The sequence below is a fragment of the Solimonas marina genome, assembly GCF_012241385.1.
GTDB classification, from domain to species: Bacteria; Pseudomonadota; Gammaproteobacteria; order Nevskiales; family Nevskiaceae; genus Solimonas; species Solimonas marina.
This window is the reverse complement of record NZ_JAAVXB010000001.1, coordinates 327,528-346,300: the sequence shown is the minus strand read 5'-3', so window position 1 is coordinate 346,300 and position 18,773 is coordinate 327,528. Positions and strand designations below refer to the sequence as shown.

Below are 18,773 nucleotides of genomic sequence, written 5' to 3'. Positions count from 1 at the left end.
TCGCTGTATCGCCGCGGCGCCTTCAAGGCGCCGCGGTTTTTTTATGTCCCAGACAATGATCCAGGGCGCTCAGCGCAGCGGCGCGCCCGCGCCGAATCTCAGAGCATCGCCGTGCTGCTCGCCGCCTTCGGCGTGTTCGTTACCGGCAGCGCCTGGCCCGACCCTGCGGTCGCCGCAAATGCCGGCGCGCTGAGTGGCGTTGGCTGCGGCCGTCGCCTAGCGGTGCACAGGCGTCGTGCGCGGCTCGATTTCGATCAGGCGGTCGCCGGCGCGCACGATGCCGGCTTCGGCTTCCCAGAAGCCGATGCGCTGTTCGCCGCGATGCAGACGCACGATCAGGCCCGGACCGATGTCGCGCATCGGCTTGCCGATCTCGTCGGCGCGCGCGAGTCGCTCGATGAGGCGCACGCGGCCGTCGGAACGCATCAGGTCCTCGATGTAGTCGGCGATCAACGACGATTGCATGGAGTCGGCCATCAGATAGCCGCCGACGATCGCCGGCGCGATGATCGCGTCGGCGCCGGCTTGGCGGATCAGCTTGATGTTCTCTTCTTCGCTGACCGAGCAGACGATGCGCACCGTCTTGTTGAGCTGGCGCACAGTCAGCACCGCGAGCACGGCGGAGTCGTCGCGATCCAGGCAGATCAGCACGGCGCCGGCGCGTTCGATGCCGGCGTCGGCCAGGTCGTGCTCGCGCGTGGCGTCCCCGCGCAGGCCGATGTAGCCGCATTCGGCGGCGGCGGCCAGGCGCGCGTCGTCGACGTCGAGCACCAGCACTGCGGCCGGCGGTGTACCGCGCGCCACGGCTTCGTGCGCGGCACTCTGGCCGCTGTGGCCGAAGCCGCAGATGATCAGGTGGTCGTTCATTTTGCTTTGCATGCGGCTCATGCGGCGGGCCTCCAGCCAGCGTTGCAGCACCAGCTCATACGCGGTTCCGAGAAAGATCAGCCAGATCACCAGGCGGATTGGCGTGACGAGGACGGTGTCGACCAGTCGTGCGCGCGGGGTCACCGGCACGATATCGCCATAGCCGACGGTGGCGACGGTCACCGCTGTGAAGTAGGCGACGTCGCCAAAGCTGACATGGCCATCGATCTGATCGCGCAGGCCGTCGCGGTCCCACCAGAAGATGCCGAGGATCATCGACACCAGTGCGACGAGCAGGCCGAGGCGGACCAGCAGTGTGCGTTCCGGGGAACGCGGCGCCTTGATGTAGAGCCGCGAAGTCGCACTCGACTTGTTGCGTGCCATCAGTCGCGACCGCCCGCCGCCGGCGCGTTGCGATAGAGGATGGCCGGTCGCTGGATGCCGGCCGCAGCGAAGCCGGCGACGATGCGCTCGGTGACGTCCGACTCCAGCAGTTTTTCGTTGCGCACGTCCATCACATAGACCTTGGTGCGCAGGCGCAGCGCGAAGTACTGCTCGTGCACGACCTCGTTGACCAGTACCGCCCATGGTCGTTCGAGAAACGCGTAAGGGCAGGACGTGATCGCCTCACGACAGATGCGCTTGGCGGTTTCCAGATCCTGGTCGATGCCGATGTAGAAGTCCTGCTGGATCAGCATGTGCAACTCACCGGCATTGCCGCTGGACACGCTTTCGTTGAGGAACTTGTTGTTCGGGATGGTCACCACGTTGTCGTCGAGCGTGACCAGCCGCACCGAGCGCAGGCCGATCGACTGGATCTCGCCGTAGTGGCCGTCGAAGCTGACGCGGTCGCCGACCTGGAAAGGCTTGTCGATCAGCAGCGTGATGCCGGCGATGATCGATGCCGCCAGATCCTTGAGCGCGAAGCCGACGGTGACGGCGATCGTGCCGCCAAGTGCCAGCATCATTTCGTTGGTCAGCGCGAACACCACCGGCACCGCCGCCGCGAACGCGCCGATGTAGAGCAGGAAGCGCAGCACGGTGACGATCTGGTTGGTCGCCAGACGGCGGTCGACCATGCGATTGCCGAGCTTCTCGCCGAGCTTGTGCAGCAGCTGCACCGCGAACCATGTCAGTACCAGAATCAGCAGTGCGGTCGGGATGCCGCCTGGGCGGACGAATTTGAGAACGTCGGCGGCGTTATCCACGGGATGCGCTCCGGGCGATGGTGGATACGGTCGTCATGCGGCGAGCAGTTTCTTGCGTTGCAGGAAGCGCAGCACCGCGCGATTCCAGTGACTGGTGACGCGGTAGCGTGCGTCGGCCTCGCAAACCAGAAAGCCGGCGCGTTGCAGGCGCTCCAGGGTCTGCACACATTCGTCGACCGGAAAGCGCAGCGAGCTGGCGGCCTCGATGGCAGTCAGGTTCTCGTGATGATGCAGGCAGGCCAGGACCAGGCGCGTGCGCGCCGCGGTTTCCTCGAGCGCATTGCCGGACGGCATCTGGAACAGGCGCACGGTGACCTTGCGCTCGCCGGCGGGGCTCAAGGACAGCCGGAAGAAATGCAGGGCAACGCGCGGATTGCCGTCCGAGTAATCCCAGATCAGGCGGTGATAGCGATCGGCGATGCGCTCCGCAGCATTGCCGTTGTTGCTGCCGACGCCGGGTGGCGCCAGCGCCACCGAATTCAGCAGCAGTTGATCATAGTCGGCGGTGTAGCCGGCGTGCTGCATGCGCGTGTTGATCAGCGTGCCGATGTCCTGCTCGCTCCAGGCGCTGAGCATGACCCTGCGGTCATAGACCTCGCGTCCGGGATGTACGCGCTGCAGGAAGTGGAACGGCGCGGCGGCGAACGACACCACCCACAGGACACGTGACGCGGTGGCGCGCGCGATGTAGACGAAGCATTCGTAGCCATCGAGCCCGCCGACCGTGCGCAATACCAGGTTCTGCGCCAGATCGATCATCACCACTTGCGGCGGTGCCTGCAGCGCGGCGGCGATCAACGCGTCCGGGTCATCGGTGCTGTCGCAGCCGAGCAGCTCGGCGAGGGCACGGCAGGCGCTGGCACGGGTCGCGACGCGGGTCTGCAGGGTTTCGAGGCGCAGCGGCAGCGCATCGCCGAGCTGACGTTGCAGGGCCAGTAGCCAAGTGGTCTTGCCGGCGCCACGCTCGCCGCTGAGTGCGACCAGTCCACCGTGGCCGCCGCCGGCCAGACGCGTTGCCATCGCCGCGACCTCGGCGAGCTGCGGATAGTGGTCGATGCTCAATTCGGCCGGCGCCGGCTCTTCGGTCAGCGCCGCCTGCAGATCGGCCGGCAGCAGGCTCGGGTCGGGCGCCGCCGCCTGGTTCTTCGATTGTCGTTCGAGCTGGCGGCGGAACAGATACGCGAGTGCCTTGCGCGTCTGCTGAAAGCCCAGCGCCAGATCGCGCAGCCAGGTCCACAGGCCGCGTGCGGCGACGAACGCGAATGCGGCGACGCTGACGACCAGGCCGTAGCGACGCTTCTGGCTGAGGCGGACCAGTTCGGCGAGCCGTCCCGTCGGCGAAATCTGCAGATAGGCACGAGTGATTTCGACGCGCCAGGCATGAATCAGGCGCCAGAACACGATGAAGGCGCCGACCGTCGCAACGTCCTTGGCAATGCCGTACAACGCGCCGCGGCCGAGCAGCACCTGCGCCACGATCAGATAGACGCTGACCAGCAGCGCCAGTCGTGCCACCAGCCGTACCGAGCGCCGGATCTTCTCGTTGAGCGCCGGGTCGACCGTGCGATAGCGCGAGACCGCTGTCAGCAGCACGCGATGAATGAAGGCCAGGGCCAGCGCGTAGAACGCGTAGGCGTAGGCGAGCTTGCGAATCGTCGCCAGCTCGGCCGCACCCTGAGCGCCGTGCAGCAGGCCGTCGAAGACCAGATAGACGCCGCACAGCACGACCAGCTCCTGCGCGACGGCGACCAGCATCTGCATCAGATTGTCGACGCGCAGCATCAGCGTGCGCGGCTGGACGTGCGCCGACAGCCAGTGCTGTGCGCGTCGCAGCCACGGCCGGCTGCGGCGACGGACGAACCACAAGCCGCCGAGCAGAATGATCAGCGTCGTGAATTCGACGCCGACGCGACCGGCGTCGAACAGGTTGTGCAGCAAGCCCGCGAGACTGCGGACGCGATGTAGGCGCTGGATCGGATACCAGCGCGCCATCAGGCGCAGATGATCGACCTCGCTGACGAGGCGTTCGAAACCATCGCGCGTAAAGCCGGTGACCTCGGCGCGCTTGGCCGGCGACAGCATTGGCAGCAGTGCGACGCGGCGCTTTTGCAGCGTGCTCAGCGTATCCATCAGCGCGTCGGCGGTTTCGTAGCGCTGCTGCGCTTCGCGCTGGCCCATGTCGGCGCGCTCGCCATCGAGGCGTGCGTGTAATGCGCGCAGCTTGTCGGCATCCGCCGCGTCGAGCCCGACACTGCCAAGGTCGTCGGGCAGTGGTGCGACATCCGACGGTGCGTTGAGCGCGTTCAGCGCGTCGTCGGCGGCGATTCGCAATTGCGCCAGGTCGGTGCGGATGCTGCTGTAGAGCGCATCGGCCCGCGCCGGTGCCAGCGGCGTTGCATCGATGACCGCTGCGTAGCGTTCGAGCAGTTCGCGGCGCTGTGCGAGCTGGCTTTGCTGGGTCTGCGCCCAGGTCTGACGTAGCGTCGTCAGCTCGCTGGCATAGGCCAGCAGGCGGGCCTGCTGGGTCGCGAATGCGCGCTGTGCATCGCTGGTCGCGTTGCTGGCGGCGGCCAGCGCCTGGTTGCGGGCCTGCTCGGTGGCGGCCAGCGCCGCGGCGGATGCTTGTTGCTCGGCGGCGGCGCTTTGCTGCTGCCGGCGCAGGCGGTCAGCTTCGAGCAGAGCCTGACGGCGGTCGGCGGGCAGGCTGAGGAAGGCCAGGCGCAGTCGGTCACGTTCGATGCGCAGGGCGTCATCGTCGCCGCCACCGGCGTCGGCGGTTGCGTCCGCAGCGGGTTTCGCATCATCGGCTGTGACCGCCGCGGCCGGCGCCGGTGGCAGATCGGCGAGGCGCTGGCGCAGCGTGGCGGCGCGCTGGGCAACGGCGGCACTGTCGTCGAGATCGATCTCGAACAGCGCCGCCAGCTCGTTGTGTGCTGGCAGCTCACCGTCGAGCAGGCGCTGCAGATCGGCGATCTCGTTGCGCAGCTGGTCTCGCGAGGCATCGACCGCGTGCTGTTCGGCGGTGGCCAGCGGTGCCGGTTGCGCCAGCAGCGGCGCGGCAAATGCGACAGCGAACCCCAACAGCAGCAGACGAATGCCGAGCGCGCATTGCCGGTGTGCCTTCAAGTACGCCTCTCCTTCCGGACGGTCCGGTCGTTCTTCGTGCTGCCGACGATGACCTGCGACGAGGCTCGCTGTCCAGCGTGGAGGCCGGTGGCGGGCGCCGCCGGGTCTTCAGGCGGGCTGCAGCGCGCGTGCGCGCTCGGTTGCAGCGATCGCACCGACACAGGCCTGCGCCGCCTCGCGGCCCTTTTCGAAGAAGTGACCGTGGAACAGCTGACGATGAAAATCGTGCTCGTGGAAATGATGCGGCGTCAGCACCACCGACAGCACCGGCACTTCGAGATCGAGCTGGACACGCATCAGGCCGTCGATGACCGCGTGGGCGACGAAGTCGTGGCGGTAGATGCCGCCGTCGACGACCAGCCCGGCGGCGACCACCGCCGCGTAGCGGCCGCTCTTGGCCAGCAGGCGCGCTTGCAAGGGCAGCTCGTAGGCGCCGGGCACCGTGAAATGCTCGATGGCGTCGGCCGACCAGCTGGCCTGCATCATCTGCTCGACGAAGCCGGCATGCGCGCGATCGACGATCTCGCGGTGCCAGCAGCTCTGGATGAAGGCGACGCGACGCGGCGCATCGCCGGCGGTCGGGCTCGAAACGGCGTCGGGAAAAACGGCTTGATTCATCGGGGCTCCGTGGTTCGCATAGAGGACCCCGGGGCACACGCGCGCCGCGCAGCCGCACGGCTGCTACGACATCAGCATTCTCGTAACCGGACTCTACCGTCGGCTTCGGAATCTCACCGAAATCTGCTCGTCCCCGGTCCGTCAGGACCGGGCGCCCGCGGGCTTGTGCGATCGCTCGCCATCACCGCCGGTGGGGAATTTCACCCCGCCCCGAGAGCCGCGGCGCAGGACGTCGCGGCGGCGCGATGATGCGCCAGCGTCGGGCGTCGTGCAATCGTCGCCCCGGACGAGGTTGGCAGCCGGGCCGCGTTGACGTGCGCGCGGCCCGCTCTGGATAATCCGCCCATGTTCGATATTCGCCGCGCGCAGCTTTGTTTCGGCACCGGTCGCCAAGCCGGGCTGTCGTGCTGTGCGTTGCAGAAAAAACTCACGCCTACCTGACCGGGGCGTGGGCTCCGTCAGGCAAGCTGGCGGAGTGGTGTTCAAGATGCTTCTCGATTCGATCCCAATGTTCCGCACGCGAGCCTGACCGTTCACCGGTCGGAATCTTTCGTCATGCGGGATACATCATGGAATCTCAAACAGGACTTTTTTCGGGCATCTGGGTGCCGCTGGTCACGCCGTTTGCGGCTGACGGCGCGGTCGATCACGACGCGCTGCGGCGCCTGGCGCAGCATCTGGCGCCACATGTCGCCGGTCTTGTCGTTTGTGGGTCGACCGGCGAGGCGCATGCACTCGACGACGGCGAACAACTGGCGGTGCTCGACAGCGTGCGGGCCGCGGCCCCGGATACTCGGCTGATGTTCGGGCTCGGCGGGCCGCATCTCGGGCATCTGCATGACACGATCGCGGCGTTGCGCACGCGCCGGCTCGACGCGCTGCTGGTGACGCCGCCGTACTACGTGCGACCGTCGCAGGCGGCGCTGATCGACTACTACCTGGCGTTGGCCGACGCGTCGCCGTGGCCCATCGTCGTCTACAACATTCCGTATCGGACCGGCGTGGCGCTGTCGTTCGAAGCGTTCGCGGCGATCGCGCGACATCCGAATATCCGCGCGGTCAAGGACTGCGGCGGCGACCCAACGCTGACGCTGGAACTGATCACGCACACGCCGCTTGCCGTGCTGGCTGGCGAGGACGGCCATCTGCTGGCGACGCTGGCGCTTGGCGGCAGCGGCGCGATCGCGGCGTCCGCGCATTTGCATCCGCAGCGTTTCGCGGCCGTCCACGCGGCGATGCAGGACGGCAGGCTCGCCGACGCACAGCGCCATTTCCATGCGCTGTGGCCGCTGATCCGCACCCTGTTCGACGAACCGAATCCGGCCGGCATCAAGGCCGCGTTGGCGGCGCAGGGCTGGATCGACGCGCGCTGCCGTGCGCCGATGCACGCGGCCACGGACGGTCTGCGTCAGCGCCTGGCGACGATGCTGGCCGATCCGCCGCTCGCGGCCTGATCACGGCTGCCGGTCGCGGCGCACGCGCCGCGACCGGATGGCGCCGATGGCGCGTCGATCAGCGATCGATGCCGGCCATTGCCGCCGGTGCGTAGCGCTCGCCACGCACCTTGTCCGGCGACAGGGCGGTGTCGAGCGCCTGCAGCTGAGTCGCATCGAGTGCGATCGTCGTCGCCGCGACGTTCTCCTCGAGATATTTGCGGCGCTTGGTGCCGGGGATCGGCACGATGTCGTCGCCACGCTGTAGCAGCCAGGCGATGGCGATCTGCCCGGGCTTGGCCCCGTGCGCGGCGGCGATGTCGCGGACGATCTGCGCGGCCTTGACGTTGGCGTCGAAGTTTTCGCCCTGGTAGCGCGGATCGTTGCGACGGAAATCGCCTTGCGGGTAATCCTCGGCGCGCTGCACGTCGCCGGTCAGAAAGCCGCGACCGAGCGGCGAGAACGGCACCAGACCGATGCCCAGTTCGCGCAGCAGCGGGATCAATTGCGGTTCGAGATTGCGCTCCCACAGCGAGTACTCGCTCTGCAGCGCGCTGAGCGGATGCACGGCGTGGGCGCGGCGAATGTTGTCGGCGCCGGCTTCGGACAGACCGAAGTAGCGAACCTTGCCGGCCTTGACCAGATCGCCGACCGCGCCGGCGACATCCTCGATCGGCACACTGCGGTCGACGCGATGTTGATAGAGCAGGTCGATGTAGTCGGTGCGCAGCCGCTTGAGCGAGCCTTCTACCGCCTCGCGGATGTGTTCGGGGCGGCTGTTGACCTGGCCCGGCACCGGCTTGCCGTCCTGGATGACGAAGCCGAACTTGGTGGCGACGATCGCCTCGTGGCGGCGGCCGGCCAATGCGCGGCCCAGCAGTTCCTCGTTGTGCAGCGGGCCGTAGACCTCGGCGGTATCGAGGAAATTGCAGCCGAGTTCGAGTGCGCGATGCACGGTGGCGATCGATTCGGTTTCATCGGCTGGGCCATAGGACTGGCTCATGCCCATGCAGCCCAGGCCGATCGCCGGGACTTCGAGGCCTTGGTTGCCGAGTTTGCGCGTGCGGATGCTCATGTGGGGATCCTTGGTGCGGAAGCGGGGAGCTGATCACTGTACGCATGCCGGCGCCACAATCGATAACACGATACGCCGAGTCCGTTGCGCGATCGTGCAACGCAGTCGCGTACCATCGCGGCTTTGCCACCGCCACGGAGTTGCCGATGAAAGCTGCGATTGTCCGCTCGTTTGATCATGTGCCGGTCTATGGCGAGATCGACGCGCCGCAGGCGCAAGAAGGCGATGTCTTGGTGTCGACGACGGCCGCGGCGATCAGTCAGTTGGTGCGCGCACAGGCGGCCGGCAAGCATTACAGCAGCGGCAAGACGCTGCCGTTCGTGCCCGGCGCCGATGGCGTCGGCCGGCTCGCGGACGGGACGCGCGTCTACTTCGCATTTCCGCGCGCGCCGATCGGTGCGATGGCCGAGACCGTGGCGGTCGCCGCGACGCAGTGCGTGGCACTGCCCGAACACGTCGACAACGTGACCGCCGCGGCCATCGCCAATCCCGGCATGTCGTCGTGGGCGGCGCTTGAAGCGCGCGCGCAGTTCCGGGCCGGCGAGACGGTGCTGGTCAACGGTGCCGCCGGTACGTCCGGACGCCTGGCGATCCAGATCGCCAAGCACCTCGGTGCGTCGCGCATCGTCGCCACCGCGCGCAAGCCGGACGTGGCCGACGAGCTGCGCGCGCTCGGTGCCGATCACTTCATTGGCCTCGATCAATCACCGGACAAGCTGACGGCGGCGTTTCGCGACGAGTTGTACGGCAACGGCATCGACGTCGTGCTCGACTACCTGTGGGGCGCTCCGGCGGCTTGCCTGCTCGAAGCGGCATCCGGCCATGGTTCGGCGGCCGCGCAGCCGCGCGTGCGCTTCGTCAATATCGGCAACCTGGCCGGGCCGACGCTGCCGTTGCCGGCCGGTACGCTGCGCAGCTCCGGTCTGGAGCTGATGGGCAGCGGTCTCGGCAGCGTCTCGTATGCCGGTCTCGTGCAGGTCATCGGCAAAATGTTCGCGGAAATGGCATCGGCCGGTTTGAAGATCGACGCGCGCGCGGTACCGCTCGCCGACGTCGAGGCGGCGTGGAAGCAGCCGTCTTCGGAGCGCATCGTGTTGCAGGTCTGATCCTGCGGCGGGCGGATTGCCGCCGCGTCTCTTGCTCAGGCGCGTGCGGCGTGGCGGGCGTGCTTGATCGCGTACATGGCGGCGTCGCCGCGCATCAGCAGGGCGTCCGGTTCGCTCTCGCCTGGCACCGAGACGGCAAGGCCGACACTGGCGCCGCGATAGTCGATGATGATGTCGTCGACGTGGAAGCGGCCGGCGGTCAGCGCCTCGACGCGCTCGCGCAGATTGTCGGCATCGCCGCTCGATGCGGCCACCACGAACTCATCGCCGCCGAGGCGCGCGACGATATCGCCGACCCGGGTGCCGGCCACCAGCTTGCCGGCGATGAACATCAGGAACCGATCGCCAATCTCGTGGCCGTAGCGATCGTTGATCGCCTTGAAGCCGTCGAGATCGATGAAGGCCAGCTGCACGTTGCCGCCGTCTCGCGCGGCGCGTGCCAGCATGCGCCGTAGCTCCTGCTGCAGCGCGCGGCGGTTGGCGATGCCGGTCAGCGGATCGATCAGGGCGTGTGAGCTCAGCTCCTGATTCTCGCGCTGCAGGCGCTCGAGCAGGCGCTCGCGCTCGATCTGATGCGCGATCAAGGTCGCGAACATGGTCAGCAGCTTGAGCGTTCGTGGCGCCAGCTCGACGCGCCGATCACTGGCCGCGCACAAGGTGCCGCAAACGCTGCCGTCGAGATTGCGCACCGGCTGGCTGACATAGGTCTTGATGCCCAGGGCGCGCGCCGCCGCCGAATCGCGCCAGCGGGTTTCGACATCGTCGGCGTACGGGTGGTCTTCCTCGAGCGCGCGCTTGCACAGCGTATCGCTCCAGGTCACGGTCAGGCCCTCGGGAATCTGTAGGGTCTGCGTGTTGTAGGCGTACAGCACCTGCTGGGCGTCGGCCTCGGCGTCGATCGACGTCAGATAGGTGCTCTCCATGCCCGTGACTGACTCCAGCAGCTCGAGCAAGGGCCGCGTCAGCGTCTCCAGATCACGGGCGCTGGCAACGGATTCGGCAAGCTGACTGAGAACGGCATCCATGCGTCGTGACTATACGACGCGTGGCAGCTGTTAGTGCCCGCTGCGTTTCGACGGGGGCGCCGCCGGCAAGGCGGCGCAATGTTCGCGCAGCAGGTGGTGCAGCAGACGCACGGCTGGTGAGAACTGGCGGCGATGTGGGCAGATCAGGCTCAGCGGCGTTGACTCGCCGATGGCGCCGGGCAGCAGCAGTTCGAGCCGGCCGGCGTCGACGTCGGCCTGTACATCGAGCCAGGATTTGTAAGCGATGCCCTCACCGGCGACGGCCCAGCGGCGCACCACGTCGGCGTCGTCACTGGTCAACGTGCCGCGCATGCGCACGACGTGACGCTGGCCGCCGATCGTGAATGCCCAGCGGTCGTAAGGCCGGCCACCGAGTTGATACAGCAGGGCGTCATGCGCGGCTAGTTCGTCGACCGTCGTCGGCCGGCCGCGGTCGCGTAGATACGCTGGCGCAGCGACCAGCACGCGGCGGTTGTCGGGCGCCAGTGGCAGCGCGACGAAGCTCGCATCGTCGATGCGGCCATAGCGGATCGCCACGTCGACGGGATCGCGGAACACGTCGGTGACGTGATCCGACAGACGTAGACGCACCTGCAGTTGCGGATGCGCGCGGCGGAAATCGCCGATCCACGGCAGCAGCAGGTTGCGGCCGAGGTCCGATGGGGCTGCGATCTGCAACAGACCGCGCAGCCTCCCGCCGTCGCTCAGCAGGCGTTCGCGACCTTCATGCAGTGCGGCCAGCGCTTCGCGTGCATGCGGCAGGTATTGCTCGCCGGCCGCCGTCAGCCGCAGGCTGCGTGTCGAACGCGCGAACAAGCGGGTATCGAGCTCGCGCTCAAGCCGTTTGATCGCCGCGCTGGCTTGGCCAGGCAGCAAATCGGCCTCTCGTGCGGCCGCCGAAAAACTGCCCAACGCCGCAGTGCGCACAAACAGCTGCAGGTCGTCGAAGCGGATCATTTTCACGAATATGGTGAAAGTGCTAACTGATTATCCGTCTTTTTAACCGGTATGGCGACATCGATGATGCGTATCTCATTCTGCTTCGAGAAAGCCTTATGAAAGCGATCGCCTATCTCCAACATGGCTTGCCACCCGACGATCCGCTGTCGCTGGTGGAGGTCGAGTTGCCCAAGCCGGTACCGGGGCCGCGTGACCTGCTGGTGCGCGTGCGGGCCGTTTCCGTCAACCCGGTCGATGCCAAGGTCCGCGCAGGCTCCGCCGTCGATGCACCGCGTGTGCTCGGCTGGGACGCCTGCGGCGTCGTCGACGCCATCGGCCGCGATGTGACGCTCTTCCGTCCCGGCGATGCGGTGTACTACGCCGGCTCGATCGCGCGCCCTGGCTCGAATGCCGAATATCAGCTCGTCGACGAGCGCATCGTTGGCCCGAAGCCGAAGACGCTCGGCGACGCGCAGGCGGCGGCGCTGCCGCTGACGGCGATCACCGCCTGGGAGCTGCTGTTCGATCGTCTGCAGATCGCCGAGGGTGGCGGCGCCGGCGAGCATCTGCTGATCATCGGCGCCGCCGGCGGTGTCGGCTCGATGCTCGTGCAGCTTGCACGGCAGCTGACGGAACTGACGGTGATCGGTACCGCATCGCGACCCGAGACTCAGCAGTGGATTCGCGAACTCGGCGCGCATCAGGTGATCGATCACCGCCAGCCGCTGGTCGACGGGTTGCACCGTATCGGCGTACCGGCCGTCGAGCACGTCGCCAGCCTCACGCATACCGACGCGCACTATGCGCAGATCATCGAGGCGCTGGCGCCACAGGGCCGGCTGGCGCTGATCGATGATCCGGAAGCGCTTGATGCCGTACCGCTGAAGCGCAAGAGCCTGTCGCTGCGCTGGGAGCTGATGTTCACGCGCTCGCTGTTCGAGACCGCGGATATGATCCGTCAGCACCAGCTGCTGACGCGTGTCGCCGAACTGATTGACAGTGGCACTCTGCGCAGCACGCTGGGTGCGCATTTCGGCACAATCAGTGCTGAGAATCTACGCCGGGCGCATGCACTGATCGAAAGCCATCGTGCACGCGGCAAGCTGGTACTCGAAGGCTTCGCCTGAAGCTGGCTATCCTCATCCCCCAAGCAAAAGCAAGGAAAGGCCAATGCCTTTGTCCCCCGAACAGCTCGTCGACGTGGCGCGCTCGCGCTATACCACCAAGGCCTTCGATCCGGCCTTCCGCATCGACGACGCCACGATCGACGCGTTGCTGGAAACGCTGCGCCTGAGCGCGTCGTCGGTGAATTCGCAGCCCTGGCACTTCGTCGTTGCCACCAGCGACGACGGCAAGGCGCGCATCGCCGCGACCCTCGAAGACGGCTACGCCTACAACGCCGCGAAAGTGAAGAACGCCTCGCATGTCATCGCGCTATGCGTGCGCACCGGCATCGACGACGCCTATCTCGACACCTTGCTGGCGCAGGATCAGGCGGCTGGTCGCTTTGCCGACGATGCGGCGCGCGCCGGACAGGCCAAGTCGCGGCTGATGTACGTCGACCTGCATCGCAAGACCCGCGGTGATCTGCGCCACTGGATGGAAAAGCAGGTTTATCTGGCGCTCGGCTCGCTGCTCTACGCGGCGGCGGCAGCCGGTATCGACGCGGCGCCGATGGAAGGTATCGACCATGATGCGATCGATGCGGCGCTGGGGCTTGGCGAGCAGGGCTATGCCAGCGTCGTGCTGCTGGCCCTGGGGCGCCGTAGTGCCAGCGACTTCAACGCCAGGCTACCGAAGTCGCGGCTGTCGGCCGAGCGGGTGCTCACGCACATCTGACCGCGGCCGGCCCGCCGCGATCAGGCCGCGGGGGGGCGGTTGATTTCGACCGTGATGTGCACGAGTTCCTCGTGCACGGACAGCGCTTGGCGATAGTCGTCGGGCGCCCGGCTGTCGCCGCTTTCGACGCCGACGATGCAGGCGTACTTGTGCTGCGCGACGCGCCAGACGTGCAGGTCCTGCAGCGCCACCGGCGGCTGGCTGGCGGCCAGCACCTCGCGGATTTCGTCGACCACCGGTGCGTCCATTTCGGCGTCGAGCAGCACCTTGGACGTCGAGCGCAGCAGGCCGGCCGCCCAGACCGCGACCAGCACGGCACCGACGATGCCCATCATCGGGTCCAGCCAGGCGGCGCCGAACCAGCGGCCACCCAATAAGGCGACGATGGCCAGCACCGAGGTCGCCGCGTCGGCGACCACATGCAGATAGGCGGCGCGCAGGTTCAGGTCGGCATGCGCATGGTCATGGTGGTCATGACGATCGTGGTGGTGATGCCCGCCGCGCCCGTGATCGTGGCCGTGGTGATGATGCGCGTGGCCGCCATGCAGCAGTGCCGCGCAGCCGAGATTGACGGCGAGACCGACGATGGCAATGGCGATCGCCTCGTCGTAGTGGATCGCTGTCGGTGCCAGCAGTCGAGCGATCGATTCCCAGGCCATGGTCGCGGCGACGAGCAGCAGCAGGATCGCGCTGGTGTAGCCGCCCAGCACTTCCATCTTCCAGGTGCCGAACGCGAAGCGGCGGTCATGAGCAAAGCGCCGCGCCATCATGTACGCGAACAGCGCCAGGCCCAGTGCCAGCGTGTGCGAGCTCATATGCCAGCCGTCGGCGAGCAGGGCCATCGAGTTCGACAGCCAGCCGCCGGTGATCTCGATCACCATCATCACCGCGGTTAGCGTCGTGGCCCAGGCGGTGCGTCGCTCGGCCAGGGGGTTGCCGTCGTTGAAGGCGTGTGAATGCGTCATGTCCGGATATCGCCTATATACTCAGGGGGAGTATATGAGGAACGTTGATGGCGCACACGATTCGCGACAGGAAACCGCTGCTCAACCGCGTCCGCCGCCTGCAGGGTCAGCTCGAAAGCCTGCGGGCGGCGATCGAAGGCGAAAGCGAATGTGGCGCGGTGCTGCAACAGATCGCCGCAGTACGCGGCGGCGTCAACGGCCTGATGTCGGAGGTGCTGCAAGGGCATTTGCGCGAGCATCTGGTGCCGGCACCCGGCGCCGACGCCGACGAGGTCGAGAACGTCGTGCGCGTGTTGCGCTCGTATCTGAAGTAGCGCGCTCAGATCATGTGCTTGGCCAGCCCGCCGAGCGTGCGCAGCGCCGCTTCGACGGTGTGGCTCAACTCGCGGCCACAATTCAGACGTAGCGCGTTGCGGTATTGGCCGCTGCTCGAAAACAGCGGCCCCGGCGCAAAGCTGATGCCGTGTTCAAGTGCGCGATCGTGCAACGCGAGGCTGTCGCAGGGCGGCGGCAGTTCCAGCCACAGCACGAAACCGCCCTGCGGCCGACTGAGCCGCGTGCCGGCCGGGAAGTGACGCTCGACGGCGTCGCTGAAACGATCGATCTGCTGCCGGCACGCGCGGCGCAGGCCGCTCAGGTGACGCAGATAGGCGCGCTGCTGCAGGAAGTCGGCGACGCTCTGTTGCAGCATCGCCGGTGTCGCCACCGAACTGACGAACTTGTCGAGGCGCAAGGCGTCCGTGCGGGCGCCGCCGAGGATCCAGCCGATGCGCATGCCGGGCGCCAGCGTCTTCGAGAACGACGCACAGAGCGTGACGATGCCCTGTGTGTCGAGCGCCTTCAGCGGCGGCGGCCGCGCGCTGCCGAAATGCAGATCGCCGTAGACGTCGTCTTCGATGATCTCGACCTGATGCCGCGCACAGAGCGCCAGCAGCTCGCGTTGTCGCGCCTCCGGCATCGTCGTGCCGAGCGGATTGCCGACGGTCGGCGACAGCAGCAGCGCGCGCACCGGTGTGCCGTCGCGTTCGAGCACGCCGCGCAGCGCATCGAGCGAGATGCCCTCGTGCGGATCGGTGGCGATCTCGACCGCCTTCATACCGAGGTTCTCGATGATCTGCAGAAAGCCGAAGAAGGTCGGTGACTCGACGGCGATGACATCGCCCGGCGCGGCGATCGCGCGCAGTGCCAGATTCAAGGCTTCCATACAGCCGTTGGTGATCAGCACCTCATCGGGGTCGATGCTGCAGCCCATGCCGGCGTACATCCGCGCGATCTCGTGGCGCAGCGCGTCGACGCCGAAGTAGTGCCCGTATTCGGTCATCCACTGCGGGCGCCGCCGCACGGCGGCGGACAGCGCGCGCTGCAGGGTTTGCGCCGGATACCAGTCGTGTTCCGGGACCGCCGAGCCGAGCGGCACGATGTCGGCGCGCGCCGACGCGTGGATCAGTCGAGCGAACAATTCGTTGACGGCGACATAGCGCGGTCGCCGCGCGGTGCGGCTCATGTCCGGTGCCGGCAGCGCCTGCGGCCGCTGGCGCACGTAGTAGCCGGACTGGGGTCGTGCCTCGATGTCGCCGCGCTGTTCGAGGTGGCGTAGCGCCGCTAGCGCCGTGGTCGGGCTCAGTCGCTTCTGTTGGGCCAGCGTGCGCACCGACGGCACGCGCTCGCCGACGGCGAGCTGACCGCTGGCGATGCGCCCGGCGAGCTCGTCGGCAATGCGGATGTAGAGCGGCGCCTCGATGCCGCCGTCATGCAGATCGTCCATCGCCTGCGCTCTAACTGTTACAGGTGAAATTGGCGTCGAGTGTATCTGTTACGGTTGGCCGTCGATACCTATGCTGCGGCTCCCCTTGAAGCTGGAGTGGTGTCATGCAGACCGTGCTCAGTCTGCTGCCGGCCCTGATGTCGCTGGCCTTCGTCAGTTCGATCACGCCGGGTCCGAACAACATCATGCTGATGAATTCCGGCGTGCGATTCGGTCTGCGCCGCACGGCGGCACATCTGGCCGGTGTGTCCATCGGTTTCTGCATCCTGCTCGCCGCCGCCGCGCTCGGCCTCGGTGCGCTGATCGCCGCCTGGCCGGCGGCCGCGGCGATCGCATCGGCCGCCTGCGCGCTGTATCTGCTGTGGCTGGCGGTGCGCATGCTCGAACCGCCGCCGACCGCGGCGGCGCCGGACGCCCGGTTGCGGCCGATGCGCTTCGTCGACGCGGTGCTGTTCCAGTGGGTCAACCCCAAGGCCTGGTCGATGGCCGCGTCGGGCGCGACCTTGATGGCGCAACTCGAATGGTCGATCGTGCCGCGCACCGCGTTGTTGGTCGTGGTGTTCGGCGCGATCAATCTGCCGTGCATCTTCAGTTGGGCGCTGCTCGGCGCGCAGTTGCGCCGCCATCTGGCGCGGCCTCGGGTGCGTCTACTGTTCTCGGTGACGATGGCTGGCCTGCTGTTGGCCACGGCGCTGTGGATGATCGAGCCGTATGCGCCGCCGCACCAGCATGTCGGCACCGATGGCACGCTGGCGATCGGGCGCTGACGGCGCGTTGATGCGGATCAAGCGGCGCGGGCTCGGCGGAATGCATGATGTGCGGGCCGGCACGACCGTTACACTGCCGGGAGTTGCCCGGCGTGCGGCCGGGCCATACAAGAGGAGATCCGCATGTCCGCCGCTGCCTATGCCGAAACCTTCCGTCGTTCGATCGAAGCGCCCGAAGCGTTCTGGGCCGAGCAGGCTGCGGGGCTGCGCTGGACCCGGCCGTGGACGCGCGTGCTCGATGACAGCGCTGCGCCGATGTACCGCTGGTTCAGCGGTGGTGAACTGAATACCTGCGACAACGCGCTCGACCGTTGGATCGACGAAGGCCGCGGCGACGTGCCGGCGCTGGTCTACGACAGTCCGGTGACCGGCACCGTCGCAAGCTTCACGTTCCGCGAGCTGCGCGACCGCGTGGCGACCTTTGCCGGCGCGCTGCGCGACAACGGCGTCGGACGTGGCGACCGCGTCGTCATCTACATGCCGATGGTGCCGGAGGCGGTGATCGCGATGCTGGCCTGTGCGCGCATCGGCGCCGTGCACTCGGTGGTGTTCGGCGGTTTCGCCGCGCCGGAGTTGGCCAAGCGCATCGATGCCGCCGAGCCGGTGCTGGTGGTGTCCGCGTCCTGCGGTATCGAGCCCGGCCGCATCGTCGAATACAAGCCGCTGCTCGATCAGGCGATCGCGATCGCCGCGCACAAGGTGCCGCGCACCATTGTCCTGCAGCGGCCGCAGGCGCTGGCGATGATGACGGCGGGTCGCGATGTCGACTGGCAGGATGCCGTCGCCGCCGCGACGCCGGCCGACTGCGTGCCGCTGGCGGCCACCGATCCGCTCTACGTGCTGTACACGTCCGGCACCACCGGCAAGCCCAAGGGCGTGGTCCGCGACAACGGCGGCCATGCGGTGGCGATGCGCTACTCGATGCAGGCCGTCTACGGCTGCGGCGTCGGCGATACGTTCTGGGCGGCGTCGGACATCGGCTGGGCGGTCGGCCACTCGTACATCGTCTACGGGCCGCTGCTGTCCGGCTGCACGACCATCCTCTACGAAGGCAAGCCGGTCGGTACGCCGGATGCCGGTGCGTTCTGGCGCGTGATCTCGCAGCACAAGGTCAAGGCCTTCTTCACCGCGCCGACCGCGTTTCGCGCGATCAAGAAGGAAGATCCGAAGGGCGAGCTGCTCGAGGGCTATGACCTGTCGGCGTTTCGCACGCTGTACCTGGCCGGCGAACGCTGCGACCCGGACACCATCGCCTGGGCCGGCGCGTTGCTGCAGCGACCGGTGATCGACAACTGGTGGCAGACCGAACTCGGCTGGCCGGCGATCGCCAATCCGCTCGGCATCGAAGCGGTGCCGGTCAAGCCCGGCTCGGCGGCGCTGCCGGTTCCCGGTTACGACGTGCAGGTGCTCGATGAGCACGGTGCGCGCGCCAAGCCGAACGAGATCGGCAACGTCGTCATCAAGCTGCCGCTGCCGCCGGGCACGCTGCTGACGATGTGGAACAACGAGCAGGGCTATCGCGACAACTACCTGGCGCGCTATCCCGGCTACTACCTGGCCGGCGACGCCGGCATGGTCGACGAGGACGGCTATCTGTGGGTGATGTCGCGTATCGACGACATCATCAACGTCGCCGGCCATCGCCTGTCGACCGGCGAGATGGAGCAGGTGCTGGCCAGCCATCCGGACGTCGCCGAATGCGCGGTGATCGGTGCCGCCGACGCGCTGAAAGGCCAGATTCCGGTGGGGCTGGTGGTGCTCAAGTCCGGCGTTGCCAAGAGCGCCGACGACATCAGCCGCGAGCTGGTCGCGGCGGTGCGCGAGCAGATCGGCGCGGTCGCCGCGTTCAAGCAGGTGCACGTCGTCGCGCGGCTGCCGAAGACGCGCTCCGGCAAGGTGCTGCGCGCGACGATGCGCTCGATCGCCGACGGTCAGCCGTATGCGATGCCGGCCACCATCGACGAGCCGCGCGTGCTCGACGAGATCGCCGCGACGCTGGCGCCGCGCACGTCACCGCCGGCCTGAGGCGACGACGCGCGG

The 18,773-nt window shown here is 67.6% G+C and carries 16 protein-coding genes and 1 riboswitch; of the genes, 7 read left to right on the top strand and 9 right to left on the bottom strand.

Annotation, left to right across the window (positions count from 1 at the left end; translation table 11 throughout):
- Positions 1-216 precede the first annotated feature (216 nt).
- The 4 genes from G7Y82_RS01510 to G7Y82_RS01495 form a co-directional block, all read right to left on the bottom strand.
- Positions 217-1,251, bottom strand: coding sequence for a potassium channel family protein (locus G7Y82_RS01510; RefSeq protein ID WP_168146224.1), 1,035 nt, complete (start codon positions 1,249-1,251; stop codon positions 217-219).
- Positions 1,251-2,075: a mechanosensitive ion channel family protein gene (locus tag G7Y82_RS01505; RefSeq protein ID WP_168146223.1), complete on the bottom strand. Its 825-nt coding sequence runs from the start codon at positions 2,073-2,075 to the stop codon at positions 1,251-1,253. The genes G7Y82_RS01510 and G7Y82_RS01505 overlap by 1 nt, the downstream gene beginning before the upstream one ends.
- A 33-nt stretch (positions 2,076-2,108) precedes the next feature.
- On the bottom strand, positions 2,109-5,201 hold the full coding sequence (locus G7Y82_RS01500; RefSeq protein WP_168146222.1) for an ATP-binding protein: 3,093 nt from the start codon (positions 5,199-5,201) through the stop codon (positions 2,109-2,111).
- A 108-nt stretch (positions 5,202-5,309) separates the two neighbouring features.
- Entirely contained in the window at positions 5,310-5,819 is a 510-nt protein-coding gene (locus G7Y82_RS01495; protein WP_168146221.1) for a 6,7-dimethyl-8-ribityllumazine synthase, read from the bottom strand.
- Between the two features lie 70 nt (positions 5,820-5,889).
- Positions 5,890-6,041, bottom strand: a riboswitch (FMN riboswitch).
- A gap of 347 nt (positions 6,042-6,388) precedes the next feature.
- On the opposite strand from G7Y82_RS01495, the gene G7Y82_RS01490 reads away from it, so the two are divergent.
- On the top strand, positions 6,389-7,273 hold the full coding sequence (locus G7Y82_RS01490; RefSeq protein WP_168146220.1) for a 4-hydroxy-tetrahydrodipicolinate synthase family protein: 885 nt from the start codon (positions 6,389-6,391) through the stop codon (positions 7,271-7,273).
- 58 nt (positions 7,274-7,331) lie between these two features.
- On the opposite strand, the gene G7Y82_RS01485 is transcribed toward G7Y82_RS01490, so the two are convergent.
- Positions 7,332-8,327, bottom strand: coding sequence for an aldo/keto reductase (locus G7Y82_RS01485; RefSeq protein ID WP_168146219.1), 996 nt, complete (start codon positions 8,325-8,327; stop codon positions 7,332-7,334).
- 146 nt (positions 8,328-8,473) lie between these two features.
- Here G7Y82_RS01485 and G7Y82_RS01480 point away from each other — a divergent pair, with 146 nt between their 5' ends.
- Positions 8,474-9,433: a quinone oxidoreductase family protein gene (locus G7Y82_RS01480; protein ID WP_168146218.1), complete on the top strand. Its 960-nt coding sequence runs from the start codon at positions 8,474-8,476 to the stop codon at positions 9,431-9,433.
- A gap of 35 nt (positions 9,434-9,468) precedes the next feature.
- On the opposite strand, the gene G7Y82_RS01475 is transcribed toward G7Y82_RS01480, so the two are convergent.
- Positions 9,469-10,458, bottom strand: coding sequence for a sensor domain-containing diguanylate cyclase (locus tag G7Y82_RS01475; RefSeq protein WP_168146217.1), 990 nt, complete (start codon positions 10,456-10,458; stop codon positions 9,469-9,471).
- Between the two features lie 30 nt (positions 10,459-10,488).
- Complete coding sequence (locus G7Y82_RS01470) at positions 10,489-11,415, bottom strand: LysR family transcriptional regulator (protein ID WP_168146559.1); 927 nt, start codon at positions 11,413-11,415, stop codon at positions 10,489-10,491.
- A 98-nt stretch (positions 11,416-11,513) separates the two neighbouring features.
- Here G7Y82_RS01470 and G7Y82_RS01465 point away from each other — a divergent pair, with 98 nt between their 5' ends.
- Positions 11,514-12,524: a zinc-binding alcohol dehydrogenase family protein gene (locus tag G7Y82_RS01465; protein ID WP_168146216.1), complete on the top strand. Its 1,011-nt coding sequence runs from the start codon at positions 11,514-11,516 to the stop codon at positions 12,522-12,524.
- 43 nt (positions 12,525-12,567) lie between these two features.
- A complete protein-coding gene (gene nfsB / locus G7Y82_RS01460) occupies positions 12,568-13,236 on the top strand; it encodes an oxygen-insensitive NAD(P)H nitroreductase (protein ID WP_168146215.1) in 669 nt (222 codons plus the stop codon).
- 20 nt (positions 13,237-13,256) lie between these two features.
- Here the strand turns inward: nfsB and dmeF are convergent, their stop codons facing one another.
- Positions 13,257-14,201, bottom strand: a complete 945-nt coding sequence (dmeF, locus tag G7Y82_RS01455) for a CDF family Co(II)/Ni(II) efflux transporter DmeF (RefSeq protein WP_168146214.1) — start codon at positions 14,199-14,201, stop codon at positions 13,257-13,259.
- A 47-nt stretch (positions 14,202-14,248) separates the two neighbouring features.
- Between dmeF and G7Y82_RS01450 the strand changes: the two genes are divergently transcribed.
- A complete protein-coding gene (locus tag G7Y82_RS01450; RefSeq protein ID WP_168146213.1) occupies positions 14,249-14,515 on the top strand; it encodes a metal/formaldehyde-sensitive transcriptional repressor in 267 nt (88 codons plus the stop codon).
- A 5-nt stretch (positions 14,516-14,520) separates the two neighbouring features.
- Here G7Y82_RS01450 and G7Y82_RS01445 read toward each other — a convergent pair whose 3' ends face one another.
- Positions 14,521-15,966, bottom strand: coding sequence for an aminotransferase-like domain-containing protein (locus G7Y82_RS01445; protein WP_168146212.1), 1,446 nt, complete (start codon positions 15,964-15,966; stop codon positions 14,521-14,523).
- Positions 15,967-16,070: 104 nt separating this feature from the next.
- Here G7Y82_RS01445 and G7Y82_RS01440 point away from each other — a divergent pair, with 104 nt between their 5' ends.
- Positions 16,071-16,733, top strand: coding sequence for a LysE family translocator (locus tag G7Y82_RS01440; RefSeq protein WP_168146211.1), 663 nt, complete (start codon positions 16,071-16,073; stop codon positions 16,731-16,733).
- Between the two features lie 123 nt (positions 16,734-16,856).
- Positions 16,857-18,758, top strand: a complete 1,902-nt coding sequence (locus G7Y82_RS01435) for a propionyl-CoA synthetase (protein ID WP_168146210.1) — start codon at positions 16,857-16,859, stop codon at positions 18,756-18,758.
- The last annotated feature ends 15 nt before the right edge of the window (positions 18,759-18,773 follow it).

Excerpts from the sequence above, each read along its gene's own strand:
- G7Y82_RS01510 (WP_168146224.1), bottom strand. The coding sequence starts at position 1,251 with ATGGCACGCAACAAGTCGAGTGCGACTTCGCGGCTCTACATCAAGGCG.
- G7Y82_RS01440 (WP_168146211.1), top strand. The coding sequence starts at position 16,071 with ATGCAGACCGTGCTCAGTCTGCTGCCGGCCCTGATGTCGCTGGCCTTC.
- G7Y82_RS01495 (WP_168146221.1), bottom strand. The coding sequence starts at position 5,819 with ATGAATCAAGCCGTTTTTCCCGACGCCGTTTCGAGCCCGACCGCCGGC.
- G7Y82_RS01490 (WP_168146220.1), top strand. The coding sequence starts at position 6,389 with ATGGAATCTCAAACAGGACTTTTTTCGGGCATCTGGGTGCCGCTGGTC.
- G7Y82_RS01435 (WP_168146210.1), top strand. The coding sequence starts at position 16,857 with ATGTCCGCCGCTGCCTATGCCGAAACCTTCCGTCGTTCGATCGAAGCG.
- G7Y82_RS01470 (WP_168146559.1), bottom strand. The coding sequence starts at position 11,415 with ATGATCCGCTTCGACGACCTGCAGCTGTTTGTGCGCACTGCGGCGTTG.
- G7Y82_RS01485 (WP_168146219.1), bottom strand. The coding sequence starts at position 8,327 with ATGAGCATCCGCACGCGCAAACTCGGCAACCAAGGCCTCGAAGTCCCG.
- dmeF (WP_168146214.1), bottom strand. The coding sequence starts at position 14,201 with ATGACGCATTCACACGCCTTCAACGACGGCAACCCCCTGGCCGAGCGA.
- G7Y82_RS01475 (WP_168146217.1), bottom strand. The coding sequence starts at position 10,458 with ATGGATGCCGTTCTCAGTCAGCTTGCCGAATCCGTTGCCAGCGCCCGT.
- G7Y82_RS01445 (WP_168146212.1), bottom strand. The coding sequence starts at position 15,966 with ATGGACGATCTGCATGACGGCGGCATCGAGGCGCCGCTCTACATCCGC.
- G7Y82_RS01465 (WP_168146216.1), top strand. The coding sequence starts at position 11,514 with ATGAAAGCGATCGCCTATCTCCAACATGGCTTGCCACCCGACGATCCG.
- nfsB (WP_168146215.1), top strand. The coding sequence starts at position 12,568 with ATGCCTTTGTCCCCCGAACAGCTCGTCGACGTGGCGCGCTCGCGCTAT.
- G7Y82_RS01480 (WP_168146218.1), top strand. The coding sequence starts at position 8,474 with ATGAAAGCTGCGATTGTCCGCTCGTTTGATCATGTGCCGGTCTATGGC.
- G7Y82_RS01450 (WP_168146213.1), top strand. The coding sequence starts at position 14,249 with ATGGCGCACACGATTCGCGACAGGAAACCGCTGCTCAACCGCGTCCGC.